The 13,197-nt window shown below is 65.4% G+C and carries 12 protein-coding genes and 1 tRNA gene; 6 read left to right on the forward strand and 7 right to left on the reverse strand.

Going from position 1 to position 13,197, the window contains the following annotated elements; translation table 11 throughout:
* The first annotated feature begins 83 nt into the window (after positions 1-83).
* On the forward strand, positions 84-869 hold the full coding sequence (locus tag LU688_RS03515; protein WP_094010368.1) for an energy transducer TonB: 786 nt from the start codon (positions 84-86) through the stop codon (positions 867-869).
* On the forward strand, positions 866-1,321 hold the full coding sequence (gene rimI, locus LU688_RS03520; RefSeq protein WP_094010317.1) for a ribosomal protein S18-alanine N-acetyltransferase: 456 nt from the start codon (positions 866-868) through the stop codon (positions 1,319-1,321). The genes LU688_RS03515 and rimI overlap by 4 nt, the downstream gene beginning before the upstream one ends.
* 153 nt (positions 1,322-1,474) lie before the next feature.
* Here rimI and LU688_RS03525 read toward each other — a convergent pair whose 3' ends face one another.
* The gene (locus LU688_RS03525) at positions 1,475-2,638 is read right to left on the reverse strand and encodes a hypothetical protein (protein ID WP_094010316.1); all 1,164 of its coding nucleotides are present in this window, start codon (positions 2,636-2,638) and stop codon (positions 1,475-1,477) included.
* 65 nt (positions 2,639-2,703) lie between these two features.
* Here LU688_RS03525 and LU688_RS03530 point away from each other — a divergent pair, with 65 nt between their 5' ends.
* Entirely contained in the window at positions 2,704-3,288 is a 585-nt protein-coding gene (locus LU688_RS03530; protein WP_177182873.1) for a D-Ala-D-Ala carboxypeptidase family metallohydrolase, read from the forward strand.
* Here LU688_RS03530 and LU688_RS03535 read toward each other — a convergent pair.
* Complete coding sequence (locus LU688_RS03535) at positions 3,228-4,133, reverse strand: LysR substrate-binding domain-containing protein (protein ID WP_038707336.1); 906 nt, start codon at positions 4,131-4,133, stop codon at positions 3,228-3,230. The two genes, LU688_RS03530 and LU688_RS03535, sit on opposite strands and share 61 nt — an antisense overlap.
* A gap of 217 nt (positions 4,134-4,350) precedes the next feature.
* Here LU688_RS03535 and LU688_RS03540 point away from each other — a divergent pair, with 217 nt between their 5' ends.
* Positions 4,351-4,965: a LysE family translocator gene (locus LU688_RS03540; RefSeq protein WP_094010315.1), complete on the forward strand. Its 615-nt coding sequence runs from the start codon at positions 4,351-4,353 to the stop codon at positions 4,963-4,965.
* Positions 4,966-5,019: 54 nt separating this feature from the next.
* On the opposite strand, the gene LU688_RS03545 is transcribed toward LU688_RS03540, so the two are convergent.
* Positions 5,020-5,096 (reverse strand) — tRNA-Met (locus LU688_RS03545).
* 96 nt (positions 5,097-5,192) lie between these two features.
* Positions 5,193-6,116 (reverse strand): FecR family protein, encoded by a 924-nt coding sequence (locus LU688_RS03550; RefSeq protein ID WP_094010314.1) that lies wholly within the window; start codon positions 6,114-6,116, stop codon positions 5,193-5,195.
* 201 nt (positions 6,117-6,317) lie between these two features.
* On the opposite strand from LU688_RS03550, the gene LU688_RS03555 reads away from it, so the two are divergent.
* Complete coding sequence (locus LU688_RS03555; RefSeq protein ID WP_094010313.1) at positions 6,318-7,532, forward strand: MFS transporter; 1,215 nt, start codon at positions 6,318-6,320, stop codon at positions 7,530-7,532.
* Positions 7,533-7,922: 390 nt separating this feature from the next.
* Complete coding sequence (locus tag LU688_RS03560) at positions 7,923-9,080, forward strand: MFS transporter (protein WP_038707339.1); 1,158 nt, start codon at positions 7,923-7,925, stop codon at positions 9,078-9,080.
* A gap of 22 nt (positions 9,081-9,102) precedes the next feature.
* Here the strand turns inward: LU688_RS03560 and LU688_RS03565 are convergent, their stop codons facing one another.
* The 3 genes from LU688_RS03565 to LU688_RS03575 all read right to left on the reverse strand — a co-directional run bounded on the left by LU688_RS03565 (position 9,103) and on the right by LU688_RS03575 (position 13,132).
* Positions 9,103-11,577: a TonB-dependent siderophore receptor gene (locus LU688_RS03565; protein WP_094010312.1), complete on the reverse strand. Its 2,475-nt coding sequence runs from the start codon at positions 11,575-11,577 to the stop codon at positions 9,103-9,105.
* Positions 11,578-11,673: 96 nt separating this feature from the next.
* Positions 11,674-12,630, reverse strand: a complete 957-nt coding sequence (locus LU688_RS03570; RefSeq protein ID WP_094010311.1) for a FecR domain-containing protein — start codon at positions 12,628-12,630, stop codon at positions 11,674-11,676.
* Positions 12,617-13,132, reverse strand: coding sequence for a sigma-70 family RNA polymerase sigma factor (locus tag LU688_RS03575; RefSeq protein ID WP_160290873.1), 516 nt, complete (start codon positions 13,130-13,132; stop codon positions 12,617-12,619). The genes LU688_RS03570 and LU688_RS03575 overlap by 14 nt, the downstream gene beginning before the upstream one ends.
* Between the last annotated feature and the right edge of the window lie 65 nt (positions 13,133-13,197).

Below are 13,197 nucleotides of genomic sequence, written 5' to 3' on the forward strand. Positions count from 1 at the left end.
TGACCGACAATCTGTTGCGGCGCATCCAGGTCAACAGCGTTAGAATGCCCGACTGTTTCGACTATCCACCGGATACCCGCGCCTTGCTGATCGAGTCCCGCCGCCGCGCCTACCTGTCCGCCATGCAAGTGGTGCACTGGCTGCCGCGCGCCGAACTGCCGTTCGCCGCGCCGTCGCGGCCAGAGCTGCTGTTGCCGGTGGCGCCGGTCGATGAGGTCGACTTCGAGGTGCGTCCGGCCGCGCCTGCGCCGAGCGCCACTCCGGCAGCCCCTCAGGCGCGTGCCGAGCGGCCGAAGATCGAGATCCCGCGCCCGGGCAGCGCGCCGAAAGTCGCCGCCAAGCCGGTCGAGGCAGAGGCAGAGCCTCCCGCGCCGCGCCCGGCGCCTGTGCCACCACCGCGCTTCGCCCTGCAGTTGCTGCGTGCCGGCGACTGTCTGCTGCTGGTGGAGCTGGCCACCGGCCAGCCGTTCCAGAGCCGCGACCCGTCCTACCTGCTGCTCAAGGACATGCTGCGCGCCGCCGGTCTGCCGGACGCCCCGCAGATCATTGGCGAGCCGGTGCGTTGGCCGCTACTGATGCGCGGCAACATGGACCAGGGGCCGGATGCCGCCCGGGACTTTGTCCAGGGCTTTATCGCCGCTCGCCTGGAAGAGGCGCCGTGCGCCTGCCTGTGGCTGATCGGCCTGCCGGCCATTCGCTTCGCCGGCCAGGCAGACGGCGAAGCTTATTACCAAGAACTCAAGGTCGACCTGCTCGGCGATGCCTGGGCCTTGCCCGGCCTTGAACTGTTGATGGACGAGCCGCAGCGCAAGGCGGACGTCTGGAAAGCCATGCGCCAGCTGATGGCGCGCTGGAAACGCGTTGAATGAGTGACTCGATCAGTTTCCGCCCGGCAACCGAGGCGGATCTGGATACCCTGCTGAAGATCGAATATGCCGCCTTCAGCCATCCCTGGACCCGCGGCATCTTCCAGGATGCGCTGAAGTCCTACGAAGTGTGGCTGATGTTCGACGGCCAGCAGCAGGTCGGCCATGGCGTGATCAACGTGATCATCGACGAGGCGCACCTGCTCAACATCACAGTAAAGCCGGAGAACCAGGGCTGTGGCCTCGGCCTGCGCCTGCTCGAGCACCTGATGTCCCGGGCCTACCAGCTCAATGGCCGGGAGTGTTTCCTGGAGGTGCGTGCCAGCAACCAGTCGGCATATCGCTTGTACGAGCGCTATGGCTTCAATGAAGTCGGTCGGCGCCGTGACTACTATCCGATGGCGGGCGGGCGGGAAGATGCGCTGGTGATGGCCTGTACGTTGCTCGAAGACTGATTTCGCACGCTGTCTTGTATTGGGGCCGCTATGCGCCCCATCGCTGGCAAGCCAGCTCCCACGGCGATGGCACTTGGCTTGAAGGCGGCGCGGTCGGGGTGGGAGCCGGCTTGTCGGCGAGAGGGCCGCATCGCGGCCCCTTGTGCAAGTAACTCAGATCTCTGGGTGCTGCACTTCGACCGGTTTACGCAGGTCGCGCAAGCTGCGCGTCACCGTTCCGGTATTGCACTTGGCTGCCGCCTGCTCCGGGGTCATCTCGCGGATGGTGCGGTAGAACAATTCGCAGGTCTGCTTCTTCTGGGTTACCTGCCACTTGCTGGTGCAGGCATCCAGGGTGAGCTTGGCATCGGCCTGCGGGTTGCGCCCCATGCCGGCCTGCCAGCAGGCGGCGGAGAGGTCCTGGCCCATCATCTTCAGGCCTGCGGCGTCGGCCTTGTCCTGGTCGCCGTCGTAGCTTTTCGGGTCGGCGGCGTACCAGATCGCGCTCGGGTGGTTAGCGCCGAGCACGGGCACCTTGGCGCTGTTGGCCTCGGGGCTGATGCTTACCAAGCCGAGCACATTCACCTTCGGCCCATACTGCTGCTGGATCCAGGCCCGTACCGGCGCGCCGAACGCGACCATCGGCAAGGCGCCTTTGCCGTCGTGGGTCAGGGCCACTTCCTTGACCATGCGCACCTGGTAGTCGTTGAAGTAGCTGTAGACCCCTTCCAGGTCCTTGCCGGCGCTGGCCGGCGCGGCGATCGGGGCGATGTCGACGATGGTCTGGTAGGCCGGGGTCTGGGTAGCCTCGATACCGTTGAAGGTCAGAAGTTGCGCCCAGCGGTCGGTGGTGTTGGACTTCAGGTAGTCCTGGTAGCGGGTCAGCGAGTAGTCCGGCGGGAAGTGCAGCAGTTCGATGCTGCGGCGGTTCTCCAAGGCCATGCCCAGGGGCAGGAACAGGTACCAGCTATAGTCCCAGCCGCCTTTCTGGTTGAGGCGGGTGGCGCCCTGGTAGGCCAGCTCGCCGCTGTCGAGCAGCTTGCGCAAGGGTTCGGTGTAGCTCGCCGGTACGTCGGTGATGCTGGCGCGCAGCTTGTCGTTGTCGCGGTTCACCGTGACCTTGGCATTGGCATAGCCGTCGCGCTGCACGCTCTGGGTGAGGTAGTGCTCGACGGTCTGTTCGAGTGTCCAGTCGCGGTAGCAGATCACGTTGCAGTTGTTGGGATAGGCGAACAGCCGGGTGACCCGCTGGGCATCGCCCAGGTCGATCTGCGCGTCGGCCATGGCCAGGCCGCTGAAGGCGAGGGCGGCCAGGCCCGATACAGCAATCTTGTGCATGCTTAACTCCTTGTCAGTGGCCGCCAGGACGGCGGACCGCCCATGGTGGATGAAGAGGTGGGGGAATGAAAAGCGCCAGGATATGGCTATTGGCTAGCGCGCTGATCGGGCTGGGTACGGCCCAGGCCGATGAACGCGATGTGTGGATGTTCGCCCAGTGGGCCGGGGATCACGAGAACCGCAGGTTTCGTGAAATGCTGGTGGACGCCCGGCTGTATGGCGTGGTGCCGATCCATCAGTTGCTGCGTTCGGCCTCGGACTGGCGCCTGTGCAAGGCTTCACCCTTCGCGGTGCCGCCGGCGAGCCACTGGCCGGCGGTGCGTTCAACCCTGGCATTGATCAAGACCCTGGACCAGCAGGGCATCCTGCGTCAGTTCGAAGTGGTGTCGGCCTACCGCGATCCCCGGCTCAATGCCTGCGCCGGCGGCGCGCCGAGCAGTGCGCACATGCGCGCCTTCGCCGTCGACCTGCTGCTGCCACCCTGGGCCGACCCGAACCCGCTGTGCCGCTTCTGGCAGCAGCACGGCCAGGCCTGGAACATGGGGCTTGGCCGTTACCCCTCGGGGCGTATCCATATCGACACGGCCGGCTATCGCACCTGGGGCGGTGACGGCGGGGCCGGGTCGTCGTTCTGCAGCAAGCCCAGGTGAGCCAGACAGGCTCGGCACTCGTCGCCGACCCACTGCGCGAAGCGCTGGCGCTTGCTGCCGTCGTCCAGCGGCTGCGGGCTGAGCAGGTGGTAGCCGGAGCCGTCGCGCAGGAAGCTGTACGGCGCCTGTAGCTGGCCATTGTCCAGTTCGTCGCGAACCATCAGCGCCGAGGCGATGGCCAGCCCCATGCCCGCGCTGGCGGCCTGGATCGACAAGTAGAAGTGCTCGAAGTCGCTGCGCGCCGTGTGCCGGATGCCTTGGCCGCTCAGGCGTAGCCAGGTGGCCCAGGCATCGGGGCGGGTGGTGCTGTGCAGCAGGCGTTGGCCCTTGAAGTCTGGCCTTGCGACCGGGCCGATCCACTCATCGCAGATCTTCAGGCTGTGCAACTGGCGGTCCCAATGGAAGTCATCGCGGCGCAGTGCCAGGTCGATGCCGCCACGGGCGAAGTCCACCGGCCCGCCGGCCGCCACCAGGTGCAGTTGCAGGTCGGGGTGTGCGGCGTGAAAGCGCGGCAGGCGCGGGATCAGCCAGCGCATGGCGATGGTCGGCTCGCAGGAGACCACCAGTACGTTGTCTTCTGGCTGCTGTTGCAGGCGCTGCACGGCGCCCTCCAATTGCTCGAAGATCGACTGGGTGGTGCTGTGCAACTCGCGACCGGCGGGGGTGAGAAAGATTGCCCGGTTGCGCCGTTCGAACAGTGCCACGCCGAGGCTTTCCTCGAGCAGGCGCACCTGGCGGCTGACGGCGCCGTGGGTGACATGCAGGTGCTCGGCGGCGCGCACGAAGCTTTCAGTGCGGGCGGCGATGTCGAAGTAGCGAAAGGCGGTAAGGGGAGGCAGTTTCATGTGCTGGCCTGTTCCGGCTTTATCGCGGGGCAAGCCCGCTCCCACGCATGCTGAGGCTGCGCTCGTGGGAGCGGGCCTGCCCCGCGATAGGCCAGTCGATTCAATGCGAATAGGTGAGTAAAACTAGCAGATTAGCCAGACTATAAATCGATTTTTACTCGTTCAAGGCAACAGGATAATCCCATCTTCCGTGAATTTTCATCGAGGATCCCTGTTCGTGAACGAACTCATCGCCGTAGCCCTGTTCACCATTCTGGCTGTCATCAGTCCTGGCGCCGACTTCGCCATGGTCACCCGCAGCAGTTACGCACAAGGCCGCAAAGCTGGCCTCGCTGCCGCGGCAGGCATCGCCCTGGGCGTGCAAGTGCATGTGCTGTACACCGTGCTCGGCATCGCCGTGATCATCAGCCAGACCCCGACCCTGTTCCTGGCCATGAAGGTAGTGGGGGCGGGCTACCTGGTGTACCTGGGCTATAAATCGCTGACCAACACCACGCGCATCAGCCTCGACGGCCTGGCGCAAGGCGCTTCCAGCGTGGCGAGCGCGTTGCGCACGGGCTTTCTGACCAATGCGCTGAATCCCAAGACCATGCTGTTCGTGGTCAGCGCCTATACCCAGGTAGTGCGGCCGGGCAGCCCGCTGGCGCTGGACTTCGCCTATGGCGCGTTCATGTCGTTTGCCCATTGGGTGTGGTTCAGCCTGGTGGCGGTGTTCTTTTCCAGTGCGCGACTGCGGGCGGCGATGATCGAGCGCCAGCGCACGGTTGACCGGGTAATCGGGGTGGCCTTGATCGGCCTGGGGCTGGCCGTGGTGGTGGCGGGAGTGAAGTAACGTTTTCGCGGGCAAAGAAAAAGGGCTTATCTTTCGATAAGCCCTTTTAGAAGGTGGTGGCTACACAGGGACTTGAACCCCGGACCCCAGCATTATGAATGCTATGCTCTAACCAACTGAGCTATGTAGCCAACTTGGCGCGCATTATTAGCTCGAATCGCGATCCTGTCAACAACGTTTTCAAAAAAAATTTCCAACCTTTCAAACGCTTAGCCCGGAAGGGCGCCTCAACGCACGATCAGCCAGTGGCCGAGCAGGTTGTGCAGGCGCAATTGCTGATCGGCGGCCAGGCGCTCGAGGCTCTGCGCCGGGTGGTCGAGGTCGAAGTCACCGCTGATCCGCTGATAGGCTGCTTGCTCGTTCATCATCCAGACACGCTGGCCACGGTAATCGGCCAGGCGCTCCAGCACTTCGCTCAACGGCAGGTTCCTGGCCTTCAATTGGCCGTTGCGCCAGGCATCGGCCAATCTGGCATCGATCTTTTCGACCGAATTGATACGGCTCTCGCTGAACGTCACCCGTTCACCGGCATTCACCAGGCGCTGGTCGCCCCCCTGCAGGACCGCGGCCTTGCCGCTGAGCACCACCAGTTCGTCGTGGTCGGCATGGCGGGCGATCTGCAGGCGGGTGCCGAACACCTGGATCCGGGTGTCATCGACCTGCACCTCCATGGCCCGGCCATCGAGCATCACCTCTAGATAGACCTGGCCCTGCACCAGATGCAGTTGGCGGGTGCGGCCACGCAGGTCGACATTCATCGCGCTGGCGCTGTCCAGGTGCAGGGTCGAGCCATCGGCCAGGCGCACGCTGCGGCGTTCGCCGCTGTCGGTGTGCAATTCGCTGCCCAGGCGCTGCATCAGTGGCCAGTAGAGCCAGGCCAGTGCCGCCACCAGCATCAGGAACAGCAGCGCCAGGCACAGCCCGGCACGGTTGCGGCGTACCTTGGCGACCCGTGGTCGGGGCCGGGCCGCCGGCACCTGCAACTGCTGCCAGTAAGCTTCGAGCTGGGCATAGGCCCTGGCGTTGAGCGGGTCTTGGCACCAGCTGGCGAATGCCTGGCGCAGGGCCTCGTCGCAGCCGGGTTGGCGCAGGCGCGAGAACCAGTCCAGGGCTTCTTGCTCGGGGTCGGGCGTGGGCTGCAAGGCGGGCATCGGGCTCATGGGATCGGTCTGCTCGCAGGGGGCGGGCGGTTTCGCCCAGCGTTCACAGGGAAGAGGAGAAAGGATGCTAAATATATTGAGAATTATTTACAAGTACGTGTCGGATGGAAGGCTCGCGCAAATAAAAAGGTAGCTTCGTATCTATTTGTTTCACGATAATCGGATCCCAACCCGCAGACGGACATCCAGCCCATGGCCATCAGCAGCACCCCGACTTCCAGCGCGAGCAGCCCGGCAAACCCGGCCACGCCGCTGGTGATGAGCATCATTGGTTTCTGTGCCCTGGCGCACCTGATCAACGACCTGATCCAGGCCGTGCTGCCGGCGATCTACCCGATGCTCAAGGCCAACTACAACCTGAGCTTCGCCCAGATCGGCCTGATCACCCTGACCTTCCAGATCACTGCCTCGTTATTGCAGCCGTGGGTGGGCTTCTTCACCGACAAGCGGCCCACGCCGAACCTGTTGCCGCTGGGCACCCTGTGCACCCTGGTGGGGATCGTGATGCTGGCCTTCGTTGGCAGCTTCCCGATGATCCTGCTGGCCTCGGCGTTGGTGGGCATTGGCTCCTCAACCTTCCACCCGGAGACCTCGCGCATCGCCCGGCTGGCCTCGGGCGGGCGCTTCGGCCTGGCCCAGTCGAGCTTCCAGGTCGGCGGCAACGCAGGCTCCGCCCTTGGCCCGTTGTTGGCGGCGGCAATCGTCATTCCCTTCGGCCAGACCCACGTGGCCTGGTTCGGCGTGGCCGGGCTGTTCTTCTTTGCCGTGACCTTGATGCTGCGCCGCTGGTACAAGGAGCACCTGAACCAGGCCAAGGCGCGCAAGGCGGTGCAGGCCACCCACGGCATCTCGCGCCAGCGGGTGATCATGGCCTTGGTGGTGCTGGGCCTGCTGGTGTTTTCCAAGTACTTCTACATGGCCAGCTTCACCAGCTACTTCACCTTCTACTTGATCGAGAAGTTCCAGCTGTCGGTGGCCAGTTCGCAGCTGCATCTGTTCCTGTTCCTTGGCGCGGTGGCGGCGGGCACCTTCTTTGGCGGGCCCATAGGTGACCGCATCGGGCGCAAGGCGGTGATCTGGTTCTCGATCCTCGGCGTGGCGCCGTTCACCCTGGCGCTGCCCTATGCCGACCTGTTCTGGACCACCGTGCTCAGCGTGGTGATCGGTTTTGTCCTGGCTTCGGCGTTCTCGGCCATCGTGGTGTATGCCCAGGAACTGGTGCCGGGCAATGTGGGGATGATCGCCGGGATCTTCTTCGGGTTGATGTTCGGGTTTGGCGGGATCGGCGCGGCGCTGCTGGGGTATGTGGCCGACCTGCGTGGGATCGAGTATGTGTACGGGGTTTGCTCGTTCCTGCCATTGTTCGGGTTGCTGGCGGTGTTCTTGCCTTCCACCGGCAAGCACTGAGAGGAGCGGGCGTTGTAGCGCGGCGGCGTCCACAGAGAGGGCGAAGCCACTGTGGCGATTGACGGTCCGGATCACCTTGGCCTAGAGTGCCGCCTCCTCAATATCCTGCGTAGCCGATGCAATGCGCCGTACCCGTAGTCTTCGCCCACACCGCCAGCCTGTCGCCCCGACAGCGCGCCGCGCGTGGCCGAGCGACACGGTGCTCAAGCGTCGACGCAGCGTGCTGTTCGCCTTCACCTTCTCGCCACACCTTGCCCTGAACTGATCCGCGCCCCTGCGTAGCGCGCCTTCCCGGCGTGACGGCGGGCGTCTGCGTTCGAACATCTTTCAGCGGATTTTCCAGTCGGCCAGGGCCAGAGCCCCTGTGCGCCGGCTTGCAAGGAGTGGTACATGAACATGCGTTTGCTGGCGGGCCTGTTGTTCGCCGTGTCGGTGGTCGGTTTCAGCCTCGGGGCGAGCCTGCCGCTGGTGTCGTTGCGTCTGCACGAGGCGGGGGCGGGGACGCTGGAGATCGGCATCATCTCGGCGATCCCGGCGGCGGGCATGATGCTCTCGGCGTTCATGGTCGACGCTTGTTGCCGGCACCTGACCCGCCGCGTCATCTACTTGCTGAGCTTCAGCCTGTGCACCCTTAGCATCGCCTTGCTCGAGTGGGCCTTCGACTCGATGCTGTGGCTGGCGCTGCTGCGCCTGGGGCTCGGTATTGGCATGGGCATCGCGATCATCCTCGGCGAGTCGTGGGTCAACGAGCTGTGCCCCGAGCACAACCGCGGCAAGATCATGGCGCTGTACGCCACCAGCTTCACCGGCTTCCAGGTGCTCGGCCCGGCGCTGCTGGCGCTGTTGGGCGCCAATAGCCCATGGCTGACCGGCGTGGTCACCCTCTGCTATGGCCTGGCCTTGCTGTGCATCCTGTTCACCGTGCCCAACGATCATGTCGAGCATGAGGAAGACGCCAAGAGCTTCGGCCTGGCCGGTTTCTTCCGTGTGGCCCCGGCCTTGTGCGTGGCGGTGCTGTTCTTCTCGTTCTTCGATGCCGTGGTGCTGTCGCTGCTGCCGGTGTACGCCACCAGCCATGGTTTCGCCGTGGGCGTGGCGGCGCTGATGGTGACCGTGGTGTTCGCCGGCGACATGCTCTTCCAACTGCCGCTGGGCTGGCTCGCCGACCGGGTCGAGCGTACCGGGCTGCACCTGGTATGCGGGTTGGTGGCAATGATGATCGGCATCGCCTTGCCCTGGCTGCTGCAGATGACCTGGCTGCTGTGGCCGCTGCTGGTGGTGCTCGGCGCGGTGGCGGGGGGCATCTATACCTTGGCGCTGGTACTGATCGGGCAGCGCTTCAAAGGCCAGGACCTGGTCACGGCGAACGCCAGCGTCGGCTTGCTGTGGGGCGTCGGCAGCCTGGTCGGGCCGCTGGTCAGCGGCGCGGCGATGGACGTGGCGCCCCATGGCCTGCCCATGGCGCTGGCGCTGATGGCGGGGCTGTTCGTGTGCTTCGCCCGCCAGGCCTATCGCCGGGCAGGCAAGCTTCAGGCGGTGGCGGACTGACCCCCAGCCATCGAACGGCAGGTCAGAAGGTTCCGCGCAAGGTCACCGACACATTGCGCGGATCGCCCCAGTAGTACCCGGTCGGCGTCGGCGCCACCTGGCGGTAGTACTTCTTGTCGAACAGGTTGTTGGCGTTCAACTGCAACGAATAGTTGTCGTTGAAGCGGTAGTTCACCATCGCGTTGTACACCGCATACCCCGACTGCGAAGCTTCGGCTGTGCCGCTGCGGTTGTAGATGGCGCTCTGCGCCTGCACGCCGCCGCCCACGGTCCAGGCCTGCAGCTCGCCCGGCAGGCGATAGCTGGTGAACAGGCGCAGCATGCGCTTGGGGTCGGTGGTGCGGATCGGGTTGCCGTTGTTGCCGGTGGTGTCCTTGAGGTATTCGGTGGTGTTGTAGGTGTAGCCGCCGGTCACGTTCCAGCCCGGCAGCACTTCGCCGGAAATCTCCAGCTCGAAGCCCTGGCTGCGGTTCTTGCCCGCGGCGACCTTGCAATAGCCGCTGGTGTAGTTGGGCAGGCACGGGTTAGGCCCGCTGAGGTCGTCCAGTGCGTTGCCGACCTGGTAGATGCGGAAGAACGCCAGCGAGGTGTTCAGCCGGCCCTCGTAGAACTCGCCCTTGATCCCGGTCTCGTAGGCTTCGCCGGTGACCGGCTCGAGCACGGAGCCGGCGGCATCGGTGTTGGTCTGCGGGTTGAAGATCTCGGTGTAGCTGGCGTAGGTGCTGAAGTTCTCGTTGAGGTCGTAGATCAGCGCGGCGTAGGGCACGATCTCGTTGTCGACGCTGAACTTGCCGTTGGCCTTGGTGTTGTTTTCCTGCTCGTAGTCATACCAGTTGGCGCGGGCGCCGATGATCGCGGTGAGCGGATCGGCCAGGGAGATGCGCCACGTGGCATAGGCACCTTCCTGGGTGGTGCGGGTGCGTACCGGGTGGGCGGTGATGTCGATGCTCGGGTTGGCCAGGCTGGTCTTCGGGTCCCAGGTGCGGATGTCGAACACGCCCGATTGCACATTGTTGGTGGCCGAGGCGTAGGAGTCGTTGCGGATGCGTTCGACGCCCAGCATCAGCTCGTGGCTGCGACCGAGCAGGTCGAACGGGCCGTTGAGGGTGGCACTGAGGTTGTTCTGCAGGCTCTCGCCGCCATCGCCTTCGGTGACCTGGTAGCTCATCAGGTAAGGGTTGCGGGTCGGGTTGGCGGTGCCGGTGGCACGGCTGAAGTAGGTCTGCTTGAAGCCGTTGTCGTCCAGCTCGAAGTGGGTGCGCTGGGCCATCAGCTTGAGCGTCCAGTCATTGTCGAAGCGATGCTCGAGCTCGGCGAAGGTCTGCAGGTTGCTGCGGTTCCAGCGGTTCCAGTCGGCGCCCAGGTAGGTGCTGCGGCCGAACGGCAGTGGCGAGCCGTCGTAGTCGGCCGGCAGGTTGCCCCAGGCGCCGGTGGCGTCGAGCTGGGTCCACTCGAGGCCAGTGGTCAGGGTGGTGCTGTCGTCGAGATCGAAGGCCATGACCCCGTACAGCACATCCTTGCGCTCCTGGCGCGATTGCTGGAAGTGGTCCTTCTCGTCATGCACCGCGATCACCCGGCCACGCACGTTGCCAGTCTCGGTCAAGGGGCCGGAAAGGTCGGCGACGTAGCGCTGGGCATCCCAGGTGCCGAGGGTGACGCTGCCTTCGCCCTGGAACTCATAGGTGGGGCGCTTGCGCACCAGGTTGACGGTGCCGGAGGGGTTGCCGGCGCCGCGCAGCATGCCGGTGGCGCCGCGCAGGATCTCGGCGCGGTCGAGGATTGCCGAATCGCTCTGGATGAACGAACCACCGCCACTGCTCTGCACCACGGTGGCGCCGTCGTACTGGATGGCATCGATCTGGTAGCCGCGCGAGTAGTACTGCACCCGCTCACTGTCGGTCAGGTTGACCACCACGCCTGGGGTCTGCTCGAGCAGGTTGGTGAGGTTGGTGATGTTCTGGTCGTCGATGCGCTGGCGGGTGACCACGGTCACCGATTGCGGCGTGTGGCGGATGCTTTGCGGCGTCTTGCCGATGGTGACCGCCCCAGTGGTGTAGGAGCCGCTGTGCTCGGTGGTCTCGCCCAGGCGGTTGCTGGAGATGCTGGTGGCGCCCAGTTGCAGGGCATCGCCTATCTCCAGGGCGGGTATCAGCAGGAAGCTCTTTTCGCTTTCCTGCTGGACCTGCACATCGCTGCCCCGCAGCAGGATCTGCAACGCCTGCGCGCTGTCATGCCGGCCCTGCACGCCTTGGGTGGTCTTGCCCTGCAGGCTGCCGGCGTCGAACGACAGGTTCAGCCCCCCCTGGCGCGCCAGCTGGTCCAGCGCGGCGGCCAACGGGCCGGCCGGGATGTTCCAGTCGCGCTGCTGGCTCTGGCTGGCGGGCGCGGCGACGGCGACTGTCGGCAGCACGCCTGCGCAGGCCATGCCCAGGCCGAGGGCGGCAGCGTGGATGGCATGGCGCAGGGTGGCGTTGCGAGGGGAACACGGGCGAATCATGAAGCGCTCCTGAAGGTTGTCAGACCACTGTTCGGGCTTGTTTTCCTTCAGGCCGGACGAGAATGAGATTCCACCTCATTTATTTTCATCAATTGTTCAGGCGGCGCCGATGCTCACCCAATAGCGTGTGCGGTAGTCGACGCGCACCGGCAGGCTACGGGCGACCAGCAGCAGGACCTGGTCGGTGTCGGCCAGCTGGTAGGTGCCGGAGATCTTCAGCCCGGCCACCTCCGGCGCGCAGCGCAACACGCCGGGGCGGTAGCGCGACAGCTCGTCGATGAACTCGCCCAGGGGCATCTGCTGCACGCTGAGCACGCCGTCGGTCCAGGCCCAGGGGTCGCCATGCACGGTGGCAGGCCGATAGTCGCCTTGGGCGAACACCTGCAGCACCTCGCCAGGCTTGACCGAATGCGCGGCGCTGGAGGCGGGGAACAACGTCACCTCGCCTCGGCGCACGGCCAGCAGCAGGCCCTGGGCGTTCTCGCGCAGCAGCAGCTGGCCGCCCTGGGTGCCGAGGGTGCCAACCGGGGTGTCGATGCTGAACGGGCGGTTGTCGTTGACGTTGCTGTCCAGGCTGATTTCACCACGGAGCAGGGTCAGCCGGCGCTGGTCGGCGCTGTAGCGCAGGTCGATGGCACTGGCGGTGTTCAGGTGGATCAGGCTGCCGTCGCTGCCGAGCAGTTCACGGCGCTCGCCGGTGGCGGTGCGGCTGTCGGCCATCCAGGCCGACAGGCCCAGCGGTTCACGTGCCGCCCAGCCAGCGCCTCCGCCAAGGGCCAATACTGACAGCAGCTTGAGATGGTCGCGCCGGCTCATGCGTCGGCGCTCGGTACCGGCGAGGGTCTGCCGACTCAACTCGGAGGGCAGGCTGGCCAGTTCGTCACCGAGGCTGCTGACCCGCTGCCAGGCCTGGGCATGCTGCGGGTGGCTGGCCAGCCAGCGCTGGAACTGCTGTTCGGTGCGTGGGCCGGGGCTGTCGTAGCGCAGTTTGACCAGCCATTCGATGGCCTGGTCGACCTGGGCCTGGGTCGGTGACTGGTCAGGCGTCGGCATAGCGCATCCGGTAGCAGACGCCTAGGGCCTTGGCCAGGTCGCGTTCCACCGTGGCCCGGGAAACGTCCAGGCGCTGGGCGATCTGCGTCAGGCTGAGGCCGTCGAGCTGGGCCAGCAGGAAGGCCTGTCGGGCCCGGGGCTTGAGGCGTTGCAGGGCAAGGTCGAGGCGCTCGAGGGTGTCGAGGATCAACAGGCGTTGCTCCTCGCTGGGCGCCTCTTGTTCCGGCAGGTTGGCCAGGCTTTCCAGGTAGGCATTTTCCAGGGCGCGACGGCGGAACTGGTCGATCATCAGGCCACGGGCGATGCTGCTCAGATAGGCGCGCGGCTCTTTGAGTGGCGAGGCCTGGCGCGCCTTGAGCAGGCGCACGAAGGTGTCCTGGGCCAGGTCCGCGGCGTTCTCCCGGCAACCCACCCGGGCGCCGAGCCAGCCGCGCAGCCAGCGGTGATGGGCCTGATAGAGCAGATCGACCTCGGCCGGTTTCAGCGTGTCTTCGATCTGCATCGTCTGGAGAGCCTGCGCGGATAATGTGATTGTTAATAGTTCTCAATTCTATGCGGGGCGCCACG

The organism is Pseudomonas soli, from assembly GCF_021283165.2.
In the GTDB taxonomy this organism is placed as follows: Bacteria; Pseudomonadota; Gammaproteobacteria; order Pseudomonadales; family Pseudomonadaceae; genus Aquipseudomonas; species Aquipseudomonas soli.

What these genes read in the sequence shown, in the direction of transcription:
- LU688_RS03555 (WP_094010313.1), top strand. Translation starts at nt 6,318, where the DNA reads ATGGCCATCAGCAGCACCCCGACTTCCAGCGCGAGCAGCCCGGCAAAC.
- rimI (WP_094010317.1), top strand. Translation starts at nt 866, where the DNA reads ATGAGTGACTCGATCAGTTTCCGCCCGGCAACCGAGGCGGATCTGGAT.
- LU688_RS03525 (WP_094010316.1), bottom strand. Translation starts at nt 2,638, where the DNA reads ATGCACAAGATTGCTGTATCGGGCCTGGCCGCCCTCGCCTTCAGCGGC.
- LU688_RS03565 (WP_094010312.1), bottom strand. Translation starts at nt 11,577, where the DNA reads ATGATTCGCCCGTGTTCCCCTCGCAACGCCACCCTGCGCCATGCCATC.
- LU688_RS03550 (WP_094010314.1), bottom strand. Translation starts at nt 6,116, where the DNA reads ATGCCCGCCTTGCAGCCCACGCCCGACCCCGAGCAAGAAGCCCTGGAC.
- LU688_RS03570 (WP_094010311.1), bottom strand. Translation starts at nt 12,630, where the DNA reads ATGCCGACGCCTGACCAGTCACCGACCCAGGCCCAGGTCGACCAGGCC.
- LU688_RS03535 (WP_038707336.1), bottom strand. Translation starts at nt 4,133, where the DNA reads ATGAAACTGCCTCCCCTTACCGCCTTTCGCTACTTCGACATCGCCGCC.
- LU688_RS03560 (WP_038707339.1), top strand. Translation starts at nt 7,923, where the DNA reads ATGAACATGCGTTTGCTGGCGGGCCTGTTGTTCGCCGTGTCGGTGGTC.
- LU688_RS03530 (WP_177182873.1), top strand. Translation starts at nt 2,704, where the DNA reads ATGAAAAGCGCCAGGATATGGCTATTGGCTAGCGCGCTGATCGGGCTG.
- LU688_RS03575 (WP_160290873.1), bottom strand. Translation starts at nt 13,132, where the DNA reads ATGCAGATCGAAGACACGCTGAAACCGGCCGAGGTCGATCTGCTCTAT.